The organism is Nitrincola alkalilacustris (genome assembly GCF_008973755.1).
GTDB lineage: Bacteria > Pseudomonadota > Gammaproteobacteria > Pseudomonadales > Balneatricaceae > Nitrincola > Nitrincola alkalilacustris.
This window is the reverse complement of record NZ_WBOM01000003.1, coordinates 288,576-306,667: the sequence shown is the minus strand read 5'-3', so window position 1 is coordinate 306,667 and position 18,092 is coordinate 288,576. Positions and strand designations below refer to the sequence as shown.

15 protein-coding genes and 1 tRNA gene are annotated in these 18,092 nt (G+C 52.9%); 11 read left to right on the top strand and 5 right to left on the bottom strand.

Going from position 1 to position 18,092, the window contains the following annotated elements; genetic code table 11:
• Positions 1–48: 48 nt before the first annotated feature.
• Genes purM through F7R27_RS06930 form a run of 3 tightly spaced genes read left to right on the top strand, consistent with a single transcriptional unit; the run spans position 49 to position 2,498 of the window.
• Positions 49–1,107, top strand: coding sequence for a phosphoribosylformylglycinamidine cyclo-ligase (gene purM, locus F7R27_RS06940; protein ID WP_151703500.1), 1,059 nt, complete (start codon positions 49–51; stop codon positions 1,105–1,107).
• A gap of 3 nt (positions 1,108–1,110) precedes the next feature.
• Complete coding sequence (gene purN / locus F7R27_RS06935; RefSeq protein WP_151703499.1) at positions 1,111–1,755, top strand: phosphoribosylglycinamide formyltransferase; 645 nt, start codon at positions 1,111–1,113, stop codon at positions 1,753–1,755.
• Between the two features lie 35 nt (positions 1,756–1,790).
• On the top strand, positions 1,791–2,498 hold the full coding sequence (locus tag F7R27_RS06930) for a DUF3108 domain-containing protein (protein WP_151703498.1): 708 nt from the start codon (positions 1,791–1,793) through the stop codon (positions 2,496–2,498).
• A gap of 63 nt (positions 2,499–2,561) precedes the next feature.
• On the opposite strand, the gene F7R27_RS06925 is transcribed toward F7R27_RS06930, so the two are convergent.
• Positions 2,562–3,770 carry an EAL domain-containing protein gene (locus tag F7R27_RS06925; RefSeq protein ID WP_151703497.1) on the bottom strand — a complete coding sequence of 403 codons (1,209 nt, stop codon included), beginning with the start codon at positions 3,768–3,770 and terminating at the stop codon, positions 2,562–2,564.
• A gap of 141 nt (positions 3,771–3,911) precedes the next feature.
• Here F7R27_RS06925 and F7R27_RS06920 point away from each other — a divergent pair, with 141 nt between their 5' ends.
• From F7R27_RS06920 to F7R27_RS06905, 4 genes are read left to right on the top strand one after another with little or no spacing between them, the layout of a single operon-like run.
• Positions 3,912–4,283: a response regulator transcription factor gene (locus tag F7R27_RS06920; RefSeq protein WP_151703496.1), complete on the top strand. Its 372-nt coding sequence runs from the start codon at positions 3,912–3,914 to the stop codon at positions 4,281–4,283.
• A 4-nt stretch (positions 4,284–4,287) separates the two neighbouring features.
• Complete coding sequence (locus F7R27_RS06915; protein ID WP_151703495.1) at positions 4,288–6,318, top strand: 3'-5' exonuclease; 2,031 nt, start codon at positions 4,288–4,290, stop codon at positions 6,316–6,318.
• A 2-nt stretch (positions 6,319–6,320) separates the two neighbouring features.
• Complete coding sequence (locus F7R27_RS06910) at positions 6,321–6,518, top strand: hypothetical protein (RefSeq protein ID WP_151703494.1); 198 nt, start codon at positions 6,321–6,323, stop codon at positions 6,516–6,518.
• Complete coding sequence (locus F7R27_RS06905) at positions 6,508–9,282, top strand: sensor histidine kinase (RefSeq protein WP_151703493.1); 2,775 nt, start codon at positions 6,508–6,510, stop codon at positions 9,280–9,282. The genes F7R27_RS06910 and F7R27_RS06905 overlap by 11 nt, the downstream gene beginning before the upstream one ends.
• Here the strand turns inward: F7R27_RS06905 and F7R27_RS06900 are convergent.
• The gene (locus tag F7R27_RS06900) at positions 9,273–10,409 is read right to left on the bottom strand and encodes a DUF294 nucleotidyltransferase-like domain-containing protein (RefSeq protein ID WP_151703492.1); all 1,137 of its coding nucleotides are present in this window, start codon (positions 10,407–10,409) and stop codon (positions 9,273–9,275) included. The two genes, F7R27_RS06905 and F7R27_RS06900, sit on opposite strands and share 10 nt — an antisense overlap.
• 311 nt (positions 10,410–10,720) lie before the next feature.
• Between F7R27_RS06900 and F7R27_RS06895 the strand changes: the two genes are divergently transcribed.
• From F7R27_RS06895 to F7R27_RS06880, 4 genes are all read left to right on the top strand, one after another.
• Positions 10,721–12,139 carry a peptidoglycan DD-metalloendopeptidase family protein gene (locus tag F7R27_RS06895; protein ID WP_168927449.1) on the top strand — a complete coding sequence of 473 codons (1,419 nt, stop codon included), beginning with the start codon at positions 10,721–10,723 and terminating at the stop codon, positions 12,137–12,139.
• A 62-nt stretch (positions 12,140–12,201) separates the two neighbouring features.
• Positions 12,202–13,101, top strand: a complete 900-nt coding sequence (gene rarD / locus F7R27_RS06890; RefSeq protein ID WP_151703490.1) for an EamA family transporter RarD — start codon at positions 12,202–12,204, stop codon at positions 13,099–13,101.
• Positions 13,102–13,194: 93 nt separating this feature from the next.
• Positions 13,195–13,782, top strand: a complete 588-nt coding sequence (locus F7R27_RS06885; RefSeq protein ID WP_151703489.1) for a YhgN family NAAT transporter — start codon at positions 13,195–13,197, stop codon at positions 13,780–13,782.
• A gap of 48 nt (positions 13,783–13,830) precedes the next feature.
• Complete coding sequence (locus F7R27_RS06880; protein ID WP_151703488.1) at positions 13,831–14,604, top strand: 3',5'-cyclic-nucleotide phosphodiesterase; 774 nt, start codon at positions 13,831–13,833, stop codon at positions 14,602–14,604.
• Here F7R27_RS06880 and F7R27_RS06875 read toward each other — a convergent pair.
• The 3 genes from F7R27_RS06875 to gltX form a co-directional block, all read right to left on the bottom strand.
• The gene (locus tag F7R27_RS06875) at positions 14,591–15,760 is read right to left on the bottom strand and encodes a DUF3095 family protein (RefSeq protein WP_151703487.1); all 1,170 of its coding nucleotides are present in this window, start codon (positions 15,758–15,760) and stop codon (positions 14,591–14,593) included. The genes F7R27_RS06880 and F7R27_RS06875 overlap by 14 nt on opposite strands.
• A gap of 225 nt (positions 15,761–15,985) precedes the next feature.
• A tRNA-Ala gene (locus F7R27_RS06870) sits at positions 15,986–16,061 on the bottom strand.
• 88 nt (positions 16,062–16,149) lie between these two features.
• Positions 16,150–17,637, bottom strand: a complete 1,488-nt coding sequence (gene gltX / locus F7R27_RS06865; protein ID WP_151703486.1) for a glutamate--tRNA ligase — start codon at positions 17,635–17,637, stop codon at positions 16,150–16,152.
• Between the last annotated feature and the right edge of the window lie 455 nt (positions 17,638–18,092).

The window sequence follows — 18,092 nt, the reverse complement described above, 5'->3', positions numbered from 1 at the left end:
ACACCAAATTTCTTTGATCCCCCGCTGGTTGGAAAGGTTCTTAACGCCATGTCTACAGGTTCTGACAAAACTTCACTGAGTTATAAAGATGCAGGTGTCGATATCGATGCAGGCAATGCCCTTGTTGAACGCATCAAAGGCGTCGCCCGCAAGACCGCCCGGCCAGAGGTACTCGGCGGACTGGGCGGATTCGGCGCTCTGTGCGAAATTCCAGAGGGCTACCGCAAGCCTGTACTGGTGTCCGGCACCGACGGTGTCGGTACCAAACTCAGACTGGCAATGGATCTGGGCAAGCACGACACCATCGGCATCGACCTGGTGGCGATGTGCGTTAACGACCTGATCGTAGCTGGTGCAGAGCCCCTGTTGTTCCTTGACTACTACGCCACTGGTCGTCTCAACGTGGACATGGCGGCTGACGTCGTGACAGGCATAGGCCGCGGCTGCGAACTGGCTGGCGCCGCTCTGGTTGGTGGTGAAACGGCAGAGATGCCGGGCATGTACGAAGGGGATGATTACGATCTGGCCGGCTTCTGTGTCGGTGTTGTCGAAAAAGATGAGATCATAGATGGCTCACGTGTGCAGTCTGGCGATGCACTGATCGCACTGGCCTCCTCCGGCCCTCACTCCAACGGCTACTCACTGATCCGCAAAATCATTGAAGTAACCGGTGCAGACCTGCAACAGCCACTTGGCGATACCACACTGGCTGCGGCTCTGCTGGAACCAACCCGCATCTATGTCAAGAACCTGCTTAACCTGATGAAGAATCATCAGGTTAATGCCCTGTCTCACATCACCGGCGGCGGCCTGCTGGAGAATATCCCGCGCGTATTGCCAGCCAATACCAAAGCAGTTCTGAACACGGCAAGCTGGGAGCTTCCCCCTGTGTTCAAGTGGCTGCAGGAAGCCGGAAATGTCGAGATGAAAGAGATGTATCGCACCTTTAACTGTGGTGTCGGCATGATTATCTGTGTGCGTGACGGCGATAAGGATAAAGTACTGGCCGAGATGCAGCAGGCCGGTGAAACAGCCTGGTTGATCGGCAGCATAGAGACTGCCCAGCCAGGTGAAGAGCAGGTTGAGATGCGTAACCAGGGAGCCTGATGGATGGCACCGAAGATAGTGGTGCTGATCTCCGGCAGCGGTTCCAATCTGCAGGCGATCATGGATGGCATCAGCCAGGGTGAAATAGATGGGCAGATAGTCGCGGTTATCAGTAACCGCGCCGACGCTTATGGGCTGCAGCGCGCCGAACTTGCCGGGATCTCGGCGCACTCGCTGGATCACAAACAGTACCCGGATCGCGACAGCTTTGATCAGGCGCTACTCAAGCTGATCGACAGGCATCAGCCAGATCTGTTGCTACTGGCAGGCTTCATGCGTATTCTGACCGCCGACTTCGTGCGTCATTATCAGGGGCGGATGATGAATATTCATCCATCCCTGCTTCCGCTCTACAAAGGGCTGAACACGCACCAGAGAGCGATAGAAGCGGGTGATGCAGAGCATGGCTGCACCGTGCACTTTGTCACTGAAGAGCTGGATGGTGGCCCGCTTATCATTCAGGCCAGAACACCCATACATCCAGGCGATGATGCGGGAACTCTGCAGCAACGCGTCCATCAGCTGGAACACCGAATCTACCCTGTGGCTGTCAGTTGGTTCTGCAGCCACCGTTTGCGCCTCACAGACAAAAGTGTATGGCTTGATGGTGAACTACTGCCGAGCTGCGGTTTCCAACTGCAAGACTGACCCACTTTCCGTTCTGTGCACCTATCGGAGCTTGTATGAAAAAAGCCGTAACCCTGGCGACCCTGATGCTGACCCTGCTGGGCAGCAAAACAAGTGCCATTGCAGAGGAGTTGAGCCTGACGCCCTACAAGGCCATTTACAGCAATGAGATGGATGTCGGGATATCTTTCACCGGTGAGGCGACACGCGAACTGAAACAACTGGCCGATGGCACCTGGCAGCTCTCGATTGAGGCCTCTGCCATGTTTGCCAGTGTGCGCGAAGTCAGCCAGTTTACGGTCGAAGAGGACTTTCTCAAGCCACTGAAGTATGACTACCAGCGTCGCGTGATGGGCAAGCGCCGCGAAGCTTCACTCTCATTTGACTGGGAAAACGAAAGCGTCACCACTGATATCGAGAATCAGCCCTGGCGCATGACCATCACTCCCGGCGTGCAGGATAAGCTCAGCTACCAGTTGCAGATGCGCATGGATCTGGCAGCTGGAAAAGAGGAGCTGATTTATGAGGTTGCTGACGGAGGCAAACTCCAGGAGTACCGCTTCCGGGTCATCGGCGAAGAGGTGATAGACACCCCACTCGGCCAGTTGAAGTCGATCAAGGTAGAACGAGACCGGGGTGAAGGCTCAAATCGTGAAACCTATATCTGGTTTGCCCCGGAACTGGACTACATGGTGATACGGATTCATCAGGTTGAGACAGATGGTAAAAACTATCTCCTGTTCCTTAAAAGTCTGGAGCAGTAGCGGGACGATACCGAGAAGGTTCGGGCCGGTTCATTCGGCCCGAACCTTTCAGCTCCCATCTACTCAGGACAAAGCTGGCATCAAGTCACTGTGACATGAAATCAGAGAAGAGATTCGGTTATTACTCTTGGCTCTATCCTTCACATCCACCAGCAGCACCCGGGTATCATCAAGCGCCAGTGACAGGGTATAACAGCGCTCACCAGTCGCAATATCCAGATATGGTGATGAACGCAGCACTCGACGTTCAAAATCACTCGCCCCTACCAGTTGGTAGAAGTAGGGTCGCCAGCTCCAGTTATTGCCGATAACACTGTCATCAGCGTGCCAGATACCGAGATCATAACTGTAATTGGGTGAGATCTGCTGCCCTGCCCGGTTGCAGATATAGAACCTCAGTACATCCTCATCCGGATGATGAGTTTCGAGCCCACCTTCGCCACCACTGACCAGCAACTCCCGCAACGCGATCAGCTCAGAATGCAGTCGCTCAGCATGCCACTGACGCCTGGTTGTCTCGTCTATGGCAAGATCCAGATGCTGATTCAGTAAGCCATTCATCTGACTGCGCTTGGCATCCTCTGCAACAAAATCGGGCAATGCGGGGTCAAAAATAAAGCCCTGGATATAACTGGCATTACAATGCAGCGCAAGAAAAAACTCTTCCGGTGTTTCAACACCCTCACAGATGATTTTGCAACCCAGCCGCGCTCCCATATCACCAACCATCTGCAACAACGCACTCCTTTGGTGCTCCTGTGCACCATGACGGAACATTCTCATATCAAGCTTGATAATATCCGGCCTGAACGCGAGAATACGATCCAACTGCTGGAATCCGGTGCCGAAGTCATCAAACGCAATTTTGACCCCTTCCTGCCGATAACGCTCCGAAAATGCTCTTATCCTCTCAATGTCTCCATTAAGCTCGGTGATCTCTATCACGACACGATCAGGGCTGACACCGGCTTCCTTCAGCATCTCCAGGGTCGGCAACAGATCCAGATTCAACAGAGAATCTATCCACTGTGGTGAGATATTCACCGTCAGAAACTGATTATCCTGTTGCGCTGCAAACCTGGCCAGCGCCTGGCGCCGTACATGCCTGTCCAGGTCTCGACGCTCCTCAACGCTTCTTGCTGCATCACAAAAGATCTGTGCTGCCGAAACAACCTCACCCTTTTCATTCCGTGTGCGAGCTAATGCTTCGTAACCTGCCACTCTTCCGCTGGCAATTTCGATGATCGGTTGAAACCACGGAAATATATTCATTACTTTTGACTACCTGAATGATAACGTCTGCTTCACATGCAAAAGACAGGCCAGCACCTTTAAAAGGCATCTTATACTTTCCTGCACTACCACTGAGCACTACACTCATGACAATATAGCTTGAACTGCGGAGAATCGACCATGACAAAAGTACTGGTTGTTGATGACGAGCCCAACATATTACTCTCCCTTGAGTTTCTGATGGAGCAGGCTGGGTTCGATGTTTTCACGGCCGATGATGGGGAAACAGCCCTGGAGGTCATTGACAGGGAGCGACCCGATCTGGTTCTGCTGGATATCAGCCTGCCGGGCATCAGTGGCTTTGATGTCCTGGAAAAAATCAGAAGCAGTGATGATTTCAAAAAATTGCAGGTCATCATGCTGACGGCCCACGGTAGAGAGGTCGAGCGGGAAAAAGGCCTTGCATTAGGTGCGGATGATTATATCACCAAGCCCTTTTCAACCCAGGCTCTGGTGAACAAAGTTCGTAATCTGCTAAACGAAGCGGGATAAACGGATGCCAAAACGTCAGCAGTTACTGGGAATATGGCTGCTTCTGACAGGACTGACATTTTTTGCCGGCCTGGCATTGGCGTTTGTATTGGACGCAGCACTGGCTCCGGAGGGCACGTCGCGCTGGATGCTCTGGATCACCGCCATGAGCAGCAGCATGATTCTGGCAATCATCGGCATACTGCTCGAGCGCAAGCTCTTCGCACCGCTGCGTCACCTGCAGGTACAGCTTGCCCGCCTGGCTGCGAACCCCGATGCCCGTGAAGACTTTCCACCAGAAGGCTGGCTGGCATCGCTGAAACCGGACCTCGACAAGCTGCGCCAGCGCTGGCAGAAAGATCGTGACACGCTATCTTCGGCCCGTGAGGAAGGCGCAAGAGATGCCGCCAGAATCCGCCATGAGCTCGAAGCAGTTCTACAGGTGCTCGAGACCCCCCTGCTACTGTGTGACACCCACCAACGAGTACTGATGCTCAATCCCGCTGCTGAGCAGTTCTTCGCCCACCACCCTGCTCTTGGCCTCGGTAGGCATCTTGGCCAGTTATTACCCGTGAAGAACCTGACCGAAACGCTCGACAGGCTTCCCGCTGATGGCACACCAAGACAGATTCTACTACACCATGAAGGCCGCTGGTTACGCTGCGACCTGCGCCGAGTCAGCGCCACACAAGGCGAAGTACTGCTGACGCTTGAGGATCGCACAGAGAGCCAGAGCGCCAATCAGCGCTGGCGCCAACCCCTGGCTGAGCTGATTCCAGCATTGCGAGGCCACGCCGCAAGCCTGACAACCGCCGCAGAAGCCCTGTCAGGAACCGCCAGTGGCAGTGACCTCAGGCTCCGACTGGAACAGGGTGTTCAACAGGAATCAGCTGCCATAGGTAATCAGATCGACAATCTGGCTCGCATTCTTGAAAGAGTACAGCTGGATCAGGGCCAACTTCACGACACCTGGTCCAACGACCTCTGGAAAGCACTTGATGAGCGACTATCGACCAGCCACATCACCCTGACCCCGATTGGCATTCCAGCCTGGTTCCGAGCAGACAGCCCCGCTCTGCTGGCCATGCTGGAGGTGCTCGTCGAACTGCTCAGACAGCATACGGGGCAGAATCTGTTTGATGCTGAAATATGTCTTGGCAACAAACGTGTCTATATGGATCTGATCTGGCAGGGAGGTTCACTGCCACAAAGCCTGCTGGAACAATGGCGTGAAATGCCCCTGTCAGAAGAGCCCCTGGCGGCACGACTGGGCGATGTACTGAATCAGCATAACAGCGACTGGTGGAGCCTTAAAGAGGAGAGCCAGGCTCGTATCCGCATACCCTTGCCTGCATCGGAGCGTGCCCCCGAACCAGTTCGTTCCAGAAAACCACGTCCTGAATTTCACGACTTCAGCATTGCAGAACTACCGGCCCCGGATGCCACTCTGGGAGCCCTGCCGCTTCGCCAGCTTGAAATGGTGGTGTTCGATACCGAAACAACGGGGCTTAGGCTTCGTGAGGGGGACAGTGTCATCAGCATCGGCGCCTGTCGAATCCTGAATGGAAAACTGCTGGCAGACGAAGCATTCGAGCAACTGGTTAATCCCGGCATCCCCATCCCTGCCGACAGTACCGTCATTCATGGATTGACTGATGCAGATGTCAGACGTGCTCCCCCATTAACCATTGTGCTTCCGCGCTTTCGCAGCTTCGTCGGACAGGGTGTACTGGTTGCCCATAACGCCGCATTTGACATGCTCGCCATCAGCCGAGCCTCTGAGAATGCGGGGATTACATTTGATATGCCGGTACTGGACACCCTGCTGCTTTCCCGAGCCATAGACCCGGGGTTTGAAGGGCATGGTCTGGATGCGCTGGCAAGTCGTTTTCAACTGGCCTTTGCTGCCGGCTCGAGACACACGGCACTTGGTGATGCCAGGGTCACGGCTGAGCTTTTTCTGGCACTACTGCCTCGTCTTGAGGCCAGAGGCATCCTCACCCTGCAGCAGGCACTTGAACTGCAGGCCACCATGGAACCGGTCAGGGTTGGATAGGCATGCAGAAACGAACGCTACTGAGTCGACTCATCCCACTGACACTTCTGGGCGTACTCTTTTTTACCCCTCCCATTCTGCTGATTTTTGATACTCCGGCCAGCAATGGCCTGTCCTGGCTGCCCCTGTACCTTTTTGCTGCCTGGCTGATTCTCATACTGCTGACAGCTCTGGTAGTGGAGCGTAGCCATGAGGAGTGATCCGATCATACTGATCATCGCCTTCGGCTATCTTGCACTGCTGTTCATTATTGCTGCCTGGGGAGATAGAAGAGCGGAGAAGGGCCGCTCTGTGATTGGCTCCTCAACCGTTTATGCACTGTCAATTGCCGTATACTGCACAGCCTGGACCTTCTACGGCAGTGTCGGACGCGCCGCCGAGCATGGCCCCAGTTTTCTGCTGATATATTTCGGCCCCACCCTTGCCATGCTGCTCGGCTGGTTGCTGATACGCAAAATGGTCAGAATAGCGCGTGCGCAGAGAATCACATCTATTGCCGACTTCATCAGCGCGCGTTATGGCAAAAGCGGCCGCATCGGTGCACTGGTCGCCCTGATAGCGGTCATCGGCGTCATTCCCTATATCGCGCTGCAACTTAAAGCGATCACCATCAGTTACGGCGTCCTCACCAGCTATCCGGGTAGCGCAACCGACCATACACCCGACGGACTGTTTCTGCTCGACAAGTCCTTCTGGATTGCCATAGTACTGGCGGTGTTTATCATTCTGTTCGGTACTCGGCAGCTTGATGCCAGTGAGCGTCATGAAGGAATGGTCACCGCCATCGCCTTCGAGTCGATTATCAAACTCCTCGCTTTCCTTGCTGTCGGTATTTTTGTCACTTTTTTTCTCTACTCCGGACCGGTCGATCTGTTTCAACGCGCCGCCGAGCATCCTGAGCTGGCTCAAAGCCTCAGTCTCGCCGACGTACCCGGTGGCAGCGCAGGCTGGGTGGGTCTGCTGGTGCTGTCGACACTGGCCTTTATCACGCTGCCACGCCAGTTTCAGGTACTGGTTGTAGAGAATGTGGATGAAAACCACCTGCGCCGCGCCAGCTGGATGTTTCCGCTATACCTGTTTGCCATCAACATCTTTGTCATACCGGTAGCCCTGGCCGGCCTTATGCTGGGCAGTGCAGCACAATCACCCGACAGCTTCGTACTGACTCTGCCACTGGCCGCCGGGAAAGAGGTACTGTCATTATTCGTTTTCATCGGTGGCCTTTCAGCAGCAACAGGCATGATGATTGTCGAGACGATCGCCCTGTCCACAATGATCAGCAACCAACTGGTCATGCCAATGCTGCTGAAAATGCGCAGCCTGAATATAGAACAGCAGGAGGACCTCAGCGGCTTACTGCTGGGAATTCGACGCATCGCCATCATTCTGATTCTGTTTCTGGGCTATCTCTATCATGCGCTGATCGGCGACTCCTACAGCCTTGTCACCATCGGCCTGGTCTCGTTTGCGGCAGCGGCCCAATTTGCTCCCGCCCTCCTGCTGGGGCTTTTCTGGCGTGGAGCCACTCAGGCAGGTGCTGCTGCTGGTCTTATCGGCGGTTTTGCTGTCTGGTGTCATACTCTTCTGATTCCGGGATTTGCCCAGTCAGGCTGGATTGATGTCAGCCTGCTGAACGACGGCCCCTGGGGTATAGCCTGGCTTCGCCCATACAACCTCTTTGGACTGGAAGGATATGATATCTATACCCATGCTCTCTTCTGGACCATGCTGGTGAATGTGGGATTGATCGTCGTTGTCTCCCTCTTTACCCGCCAGTCCAATCTGGAGCAGACACAGGCGGCACTTTTTACCGAGGCGCTGCGACAGGACGCTCTGCAAAACACTCCACTCTGGCGTGGTCAGACCAGCCGGGGAGAGTTGCGACGCCTGATTCACCGCTATCTCGGCCACCGAGCAACACAAAGGCTGTTCACCCAATACCAACCTGATACCGCGGCCAGAGAAACAAAAATAGATGACGATACTCTGACCGCCTCACCCGGGTTGATCGCCAGTGCCGAAAAGCAGTTGGCTGGTGCACTGGGAAACTCTTCAGCAAGGGTACTGATCAACTCAGTGGTCAAGGGTGAAGCGCTGGACCTGAATGCCGTTCTCAGCATCCTTGATACCACCTCTCAGACACTGGAGTACAACCGCCAGCTTGAACAGAAATCCAAGGAGCTGGCCAGAATAGGTGAAGAGCTGCGCTCGGCAAATGATCGCTTACGCGAACTGGATCGACTCAAGGATGAGTTTGTCGCCATGGTCAGCCATGAGCTGCGTACCCCTCTGACATCCATTCGCGCCTTTGCCGAAATACTTCGCGACACTCCCAATCTGAATGATGAGAAAAAAGCCCACTTTCTGGATGTGATCGTTCGGGAGAGTGAGCGACTGTCTCGCCTGATAGAGGAGATACTGGATCTGGCTCGCCTGGAGTCAGGGCGCATGACGCTAAAGCCTGAAAGGCTGGACCTGGTTCAGGCACTGCACCAATCAATTGATGCTGTTGCCCGCCTCTACGAAGAGCGCTCGATTGAGTTGAAAGTGTCACTGGCCAGAGATTGTGCAGAGGTAGTGGCAGATCCCGACCGACTGCAACAGGTAATGATCAACCTGCTGGATAATGCCCGTAAATTTGCCTCCACTCAGGACGGGCGGGTCAATGTCACACTGGAGGTGGTCGGGCACTGTTTCAGACTCAGCGTTGAGGATAACGGTGAAGGAATCCCCGAAAATCAGCGCGAGCTGGTATTTGAGAAATTTCATCAGGTTGAGCAAGGCAGCATTACCCAACCCAAAGGCCGCCCCAAAGGTACAGGACTGGGCTTACCTATCTGTCGTGGCATCCTTGCTCATCTGGGCGGCCGACTATGGGTAGAGGATCCCGAAAACCTGGGCGGTGCTCGTTTGGTGATGGAGCTTCCTTGCGCCCCTGATCAACGTGTAATTACTCAGGAGTGAGCCTGCACCCTGGCACGCTTCTGCAACTGCTGTATCTGGAGCAGGTCCAGCCGAAGCAACTGCAGACCAGCTTCATCCAGTTGCCCCTGGTTTATCCACCCGTCGACCATCCGACCCTGCTCCAGGCTGGCCATCTGTGACTGCAACAGGAGTGACTGCAGGCGCCCCAGTGCAGCATCCAGAGCAGATGCCTCGCGCTCACTGATCACCCTGCATTCAACCAGCGCCCTCAACCTCCCGCGACTGTCAATCGCCCTGATCCCCGCACGCAACGACAACAACCTCAGCGCACTCTGCAAGGGCAACAGACCCTGCCGTTTAATATTCAAGGCCGTGGCATGAGGTGCATCACGACCATCTCCCTGAACACGACCGAAACGATCCAGTGCCACAGGTGTTTCATCCAGCAGATCACTCATTTCCCCAAGAAACAACCCTGCATTCGGCATTATCTCCACGATACAATCACGAAATGCCTCACATAGAGAAACATCACCATAAACCGGATAAAAATCCAGCAGTATATTGGAGAACTGCACCTGTCTGACAACCCGACGCCGGGTCCAAAAGCGCATCTGCTCACACCACTGATCAAGATTTTTTCGCCATAAGGGCCAGCGCGCCATTACATGACCCTTGCAAAGTGGTATATCAGCCTGATCAAGACGATCAGTAAAACGTTCGGCCAGAGCTTGGAACCAGGTGTCAATTTCATGGTGCTGTTGATCCGGATAGGATTCGATAATCATGGCATTATCCTGATCCGGACTCAGCAGACTTTCGTGCCTGGCTCCAGAACCCAGCGACAAGATACAGAAACGACAAGGCGGCGAGCCCCAGCCCTGCGCCAGCATCTCCTCCAGCGACAGCTCAATACTGCGCCGGTAAACCCAGTCGTTATGATCACTGAGTAACTGACTGATTCGCCAGGCGGGGATATCCAGCGCAAACAGCTCCCTGACCATGTCGGGCTGTAAACGTCTGGCTGCGCCCAGGTCAGGTGAACCATACATTTCCTGCAAGACCGACTTGAGTGAGTGCAAGGCCGCTGGCCAACTGGCTGCTTCAACTGCACCCCTCTCGCTGAGCAGTATGCGCCAGGGTGAATGCTCGTTGTAAATATACATAAACCTCTCCGATCTACTGCTGCAGTATTGGTTAATAAATAAACAGAAAAACTATCTGTCACCTTGATAATGCAGTGTGCAGCGACGCTTTTCTATTGATATAAAGCATTATTCCGGAAATTAATCAGCCTCTGCGGTTGCAAAAAAACAGTATATGAAGTGTAATGTTTCGCAATAATAATATAGTAAATATACAACGGGGATAATGCGGGGCGCAGATGCATCTTGGAAAAGCACAGTTAGTCAGAAATTGCTGGAATAGAATTCCTGTATTGCATTTAGGGGGACTCTCTGTCGCGACGGTTACCGTTATGGTAGCCCTGGTATGGCCGACACAGGGTGAAGGCGTTCAGCAGGCCGTCATTATCAAGCCAGCTCAACATGAGTCTCAGCATGGGAACTCCAATCGTAGCGCCAACCTGAATCCATCAACCCACAACACCCCCGCAGACCTTCAGAGAGTGGCACCGGCTGAGCCGATGCTTGCCAGTCTTGAGGAGCCTGTTCACTTAGGGGCGGAACCCAACACACCGGATCTGCCTGAAGCTATTCAGGAAGCTACTGCCGAGCTCATTTCTGACATTTCCGATGAGCCCCAGATGGATCTACAGACAGCAGACAATCATGTCACTGCCAAAGCGCCTTCAGAACTGAAATTCACCATAGAGCCCGGCGACACTCTGGGTAGCCTGTTTGACAAAGCACAGGTGAGCCAGGCTGTCATGCACTACATTCTGGCTGCAGATCAGTCACTCCTCGCCCTCGACACGCTTCGTCCGGGCAACATACTGACATTCAGAATGAATGAAACTACAGGCCTTCTTGATGAGATGGAACTGTATATTCATGCCGGCAACAGAATCCACTACCAGCGCGTATCTGATAACGCTTTTGAGTACCAGGAAGTTATCGACGATGGCGAATGGGAACACCAGATAGTATCCGGTGAGATACATGGCAGCTTCTATGCATCCGCAATAAGGGAAGGTCTGACCAAGTCCGAAATCGCTGAAATCAGCGACCTTTTCAAGGAACAAGTCGATTTTGCCCGCCAGATTCAGGCTGGTGATGTTTTTCAGGTTGTTCGTACCAGCCAGCGTGTCGGTGATGAATACACAGGCCAGTCTCGTATCGAAGCCGTACGCTTACTGCAAAGCAGACGCAACTATACTGCCTTCCTGTTTGACGACGGCAATTACTATGATGCCAACGGTGAAAGCCTGGCCCGCGCCTTCATGCGCAACCCTACAAATGGCCGCTATCGTATCAGCTCATCCTTTAATCCACGCAGACTGCACCCCGTAACAGGGCGCGTGTCGCCGCATAATGGTACCGACTATGCCATGCCGATAGGCACACCGGTTCTGACAACAGGCGACGGCGTAGTAACACGGGTAGAGAATCACCCATACGCAGGCAAGTACATAGAAATATCGCATGGCAGCCAGTATAAAACGCGTTACCTGCACCTTGACCGTTTCCTGGTGAAGCGCGGCCAGACTGTCAAACGCGGACAGCGCATTGGACTGTCTGGCAATACAGGCCGTACAACAGGCCCCCACCTTCACTTCGAACTCCATGTGAACGGTCGTCCGGTAAATGCCATGACAGCCAATATCCCACTTGCGAGCTCAGTACCTAAAGAGCAGCTCGCTCAGTTCAACGAGCGCGTATCTCAGATGGTCAGCATGATCGAAGGAAATCAGGAACAGCGCCTGGCGATGCGTTAAGCATCACAGGCCAGCCCTTGAGGCCTGCGCTCCTACGAAAACGCACCCCGGAGACAACAAACATGCAAGGACTGCTGTTAGCACTTGCAGCTTACACGATCTGGGGATGCTTTCCTCTATTCTTCAATCTACTGTCTCAAGTTCCCTCTTTTGAGGTACTTGTACATAGAATTATCTGGTCCTTCGTCGCAACCACAATTGTGATTCTGATGCTTCGCAGGCTGAGCACCCTGACCACCCTGCTGCGGGATAAGCGTGCGCTTGGCTGGCTGATGCTATCCTCCTTATTGATCGCAACAAACTGGCTGATCTTCATATGGGCCGTGAGTCAGCAGCGTGTTCTTGAGTCCAGTCTCGGCTACTTCATGACCCCCTTGGTAAGTCTCTTCCTTGGTCGAATCATACTTAAGGAAAGCATGCACCCACTGCAGGCGATTGCTGGGGCACTGGCTGCAGTAGCAGTTCTGCTTGAGCTGATCATGCTGGGCAAACTCCCCTGGATATCCTTGACGCTCGCCCTCTCCTTCGGCTTTTATGGACTGGTTCGCAAGCAGCAACCGGTTGATAGCCTAAACGGCCTGACTGTGGAAACGCTGCTTATTTTACCTCTGGCACTAGGGTGGATTTTGTGGCAACTGCAAACAGGCAGATCGATGGCATTCTTTTCAGGCAACACCCTGAGCACCTCCCTGATGATCATGTCAGGCATAGTGACGGCGGTACCGCTACTGCTATTCGCAGCGGCCGCCAAGCGGCTTGATCTCTCAGTTGTCGGATTTATCATGTACCTGAATCCGACACTGCAATTCCTGATTGCAGTGTTTATTTTCAATGAATCCTATCCTCCTCAACGCCTGATCACCTTCATCCTTATCTGGATCGCCATGGGCTTTTTCCTTTATGGGCTATGGCAAAGCAGAAAATCCACGAAAATGCGCGATATTTCAGAAGGAAAAATATAATCCTCTCGTCTATCATGCATTTATAAGATTCTGGCTCTAGCTGCCCGTCTTCAGCTTCAGATATTAATAAGCACTCTATCCACAAGGCATATCATGGAAACTTTTGCAGTCGCCGTTACCCTGTTTCTGATCATGGACCCACTGGGTAATATCCCGATATTCTTATCGGTATTATCAAAAGTAGCCCCTGAGAGAAGAATCAAAATACTGATCCGCGAACTGATCATCGCTCTGATGATCATGCTGCTGTTTCTCTTTTCCGGCCCTGTCATACTGAAAGTACTTGGCCTGTCGCGCGAAGCGGTTGCCATAGGTGGCGGCCTTGTGCTGATGATTATTGCGATCCGGATGATCTTCCCATCCCGAGGCGGCGTAATGGGAGACGATGGATCAGACGGGGAGCCTCTGGTTGTTCCCCTGGCAGTACCCTTGATTGCCGGCCCCTCGGTACTGGCGACACTTGTTCTGCTGGCCGATACAGGCCCTGATAGAAGCGTTGACTGGCTCATGGCACTGGGCGGCGCCTGGTTTCTCAGCGCGATCATCCTGCTCTCCTCACAGGGGCTTTTCAAACTACTGGGCGCCAGAGGATTAAAAGCGATTGAGCGCCTGATGGGAATGATATTAATCTCAATATCTGTTCAGATGCTTCTGGATGGATTCAAGAGTTACATGGGATAAGATAACAACACTTGATTACTATCTTTAAATCAATAAAAGGATAAAAACTTGAAGGTAGAGATTCTAGGCTGTAGCGGCGGCATGGGAGCTAATCAGCACACCACCTGCATCCGCATTGATAAGCACACACTTATCGATGCAGGAACAGGCCTTGGATGTCTGACTCAATTGGAGCTGGCTCAAATACAACGTATATTCCTGACTCATGCTCATCTTGATCATATCTGCTTTCTGCCACTGTTGATTGACAATCTTTTTGATAAGCTCAAGCGCCCTATTGAGGTCCATGCGCTACCGGAAGTGATCGAAGCACTCAAGCTGCACATGTTCAACTGGTCCATCTGGCCTGACTTCACACTATTGCCAGACAAAGAAAACCCGGTCCTGCGCTTCATTCCAGTTACACACTGGGAACCAATCGATACCGGCACTCACACTCTGACCCCCTTCCCTTCGGACCATGTCGTGCCGACCTGTGGCTACAGAGTCGAAAAGAAGGACTGCCCGGTTTTTGTATTCACCAGCGATACCACACTCAGCCCCCTGGTTGTCAGCAATCTGAACAGGCTGGGTCCAATTAATACGCTGATGGTTGAGTGCGCGATGCCGGACCATATGGAAACCCTGGCCAAACTCTCCAAACATCTCACGCCGAGCATGCTGCAGACATTACTGTCAGAGCTGGACCAAAAGCCGAAACATATCTGGATCTCTCACCTGAAGCCCAGCTATACAAAACAGATTATCGAAGAGCTCCAGCACCGTCTGCCGGACCAGGATCTGGTGGTACTTTCCTGCGGGCAGGAGTTTAATCTGAGCTGACACCCTTATTTACCCATTCCATTCGCTGCACCAGCTTATCCTTCAGCACCAGAGATGCACGCCAGAAGCCAAGCTCCTCTCCGTCAACAAAATGAACATGCCTGTCTGCCTGAAAATCACCCACCAGACAGGTCATGGTTGCTGCATCACTGAAAGAGGTGCCGTACAAAATCCTGCCATCATACTCCGCAATACGCAGCACCTCCTCAATCCGAATAATCTCCTCCTCGGTCACGTCCAGCACCAGCCTTGGGCCACCCGCCTGCTTACGATAGTCTGTTCGCTGCACCAGAGACTTGAGGTAGCGCCCAGCATCCACACCCCCCAAACGCCCACCAAGGCGGTAAGCCAGATGCAGTATTCCGGATCCGATAAAAGCTCTGAAAACTCTGGAAATAACTCCACTGGATGATGGTAATCGCAGCTCACGCCTCAATGACTGCCATGAAGGCCAGGCAGGCGGAGTCAGCGTCTGAACAGGACCAACTGGTGCCGCTACCCCACCAGGCACACAGGCACTGATATCAGCCAATACCTGCTTGAGAGTATCATCGCGCCCTTCCAGTGGATCGATGATCATGCACATCACCTTGCCACGCTTTGCAGGTAAAGGCTGCCAGCGACAGGAAAGATTATCTATTCCCGGCAGCGCTCCCTCCCTGGGGGACAATCGCCATTTCGAATCCTGCTTGACCCAACGGTCAGCCTCAATAATCCCTGTACCAAGAAATAAGCCAAACGCATTGCCATTGCCCATATCATGTAGAGTTGCATAGGCTGAATGGCCAGCTTTTTTCAAATCAGCAACAGGTACAAGACCTACCCGTAAGGGGATACCAAATTGGCTCTGAGACCAATACGCCAGTGCAGCCAGCACAGATTCGACCGCTTTGTAATGCTCCTCCGGTACCGCAGCAACTGCACCATCACCACCAAACTGAATGGCGGCAGGCGCCTCCTCACTGCTCATTACTTCCGTAAGAACAGCAACAACACAGGCGGCTATAAAGTTAACATCACGATCACGCCCAGCAAGAGCCAGTTGCGTACTTGCGATCACATCAGCGACAGCTATCGACCAACCATCACTCAACTCCTGATAGCAGGACTGATCACCCGCCTCACGCTCAAAATCAGAAATACGAGACAGCAACATCCAAATCCCCAGTGCCAGTCAAATATAATACGCCTGAGGCAGATCCCTATACCCGAAACAGCAGCAAAATCCTGTATGAACCTTAATACAGATGATTTAGACAATACGAAAACGCGAGACTATCAGTTCATGGCACGCATGAGCATATCAGTTTACTAACAGCATCAGGCTGAAAAGAGGTGGTGAAGTGGGGTATATCAACGCAGGACTTGCTATCTTCAAGGATGGTGGAGCCTAGGGGGATCGAACCCCTGACCTCGACGCTGCCAGCGTCGCGCTCTCCCAGCTGAGCTAAGGCCCCATCTGAAGACGGGGCAAATATTAAGGCCCCGTCCTTTTCTTGTCAACAAGTTATTGGTATAAATTATTGAAACACGCCTGATTTTTCCTCAACCCAGTTGCAGAGCCTGAAACTCCTTCTCCCAGCGCTTGGCTTCCTTCTTGGATGGACCACCGACCTTATCCAGCGCAAATCGCACTCGGGCACGACTCATATCCGGCCCCAGGATACCCATGGCATCCACAACGGATACGCTCTGACTGGTTCCTGTGACCGCCACAAACAGCGGAAACAGGAAGTCACGAATCTTGAAGCCCAGAGACTCAGCCAGCTGCTTCAATACACCAAACAGCACATCCTTATCCCAGTCGGTCTGCTGATCAAGCTGCCAGGCAGCAAACTGCAGAATTCGACGCACATCATCCAGTGTGAGGTTTTTATGCGCAAAGCTCTCTTCATTGATCGGCAACATCCCCGAGAGGAAGAAACCAGCCAGTGGCGCAACATCTGAGAAGCGCTCAACACGCGACTGAATCAACGGGATAATCGATTTAAGGTACTCAGGATTAAGCCCCCACTCGATAAACGCCTGGGCGAACTGCTCGGGACTCAGATCTTCACGAATCCAGGTACCATTCAGCCAGCTCAGCTTCTCCTGATCAAAGACTGGTCCGCCAAGCGACACACGCGTCAGATCAAAGTGCTCGAACATCTCCTGGCGCGTGAATTTTTCACGCTCATCCGGCATCGACCACCCCATGCGGCCAAGATAGTTCAACAAGGCTTCGGGCAGATATCCCATGCGCTTGTAGTACAGAATACTGGTCGGGTTCTTGCGTTTGGACAACTTGGATTTATCCGGGTTACGCAACAGTGGCATATGGCACAGGACCGGCATATCCCATCCGAAATACTGATACAGCAGCTTATGCTTGGGTGCAGAGTTGATCCACTCCTCGCCACGGATAACATGGGTGATGCCCATCAGGTGATCATCAACAATATTGGCAAGATGGTAGGTTGGCATGCCATCAGACTTCAGCAGAATCTGTGCATCCACCTGCCCCCAGTCCATCTCAATGGTCCCACGCAGCATGTCCTCTATCTCACAGACACCCTCTTCCGGCACTACCATGCGGATCACAAAGGGCATTTCTGCGGCGGCGCGACGGGCAACCTCATCTTCAGGCAGCGCCAGATCGCTCTGCTTCAGTGCAGTATGCTTACCCTCTGCACGACGAAGCTCTCTGAGTTCATCCAGTTCTTCCGGCGTACGATAGCAATGGAACGCGAACCCCTTCTCTACCAGCTCAAGTGCATAGTCCTTATAGATATGCTTACGCTCACTCTGACGATAAGGGCCATGCGGACCGCCGACATCCGGACCTTCGTCCCACTCCAATCCAAGCCAGCGCAGCGAATCGAGAATCGCCTGCTCGAACTCCGCCGTACTTCTGGTCTGATCGGTATCCTCTATTCGCAGAATGAACTGCCCTCCATGCTGACGTGCAAACGCCAGATTGAACAGTGCTATATAAGCTGTACCGACATGAGGGTCACCGGTAGGAGAAGGAGCAACGCGTGTGCGAACAGTCATAATCTCTTGTACTCATTGCGAATTGGACAAATGTACTAATGGACAAAGGCGCAATTATAGCGCGCCACAGGCCGCATCGGCTATGGCCAACTGGGTTGAAAACTACCACAGCACAGGTAGCAGAAACATGCACGATAAGTGTGCACCTGAACGGAAACACGCCCCGAAATTGGCAGCCATCTAGTGATCTTGTGTATCAGCAAAAGCATGACAAAATAATAAGCCATTGATATTAATAAATAATATAATATTGGCACGCAATGTGCTTTATATAGATCAAGCAAGCTGGAAGACACTATGCGTACTGAAAGCAAGCTTTTTTGATCGCACTCGAGGGGCACTGCGATACCGCCGCATCTTAGGATGCGGCGTTTTTTTGCCTGTACCCTGCCACTCCCCGGCACTTCAACACAAATATGTTATGATACCTCCTTCACCATCAAGATTGCTTTAAC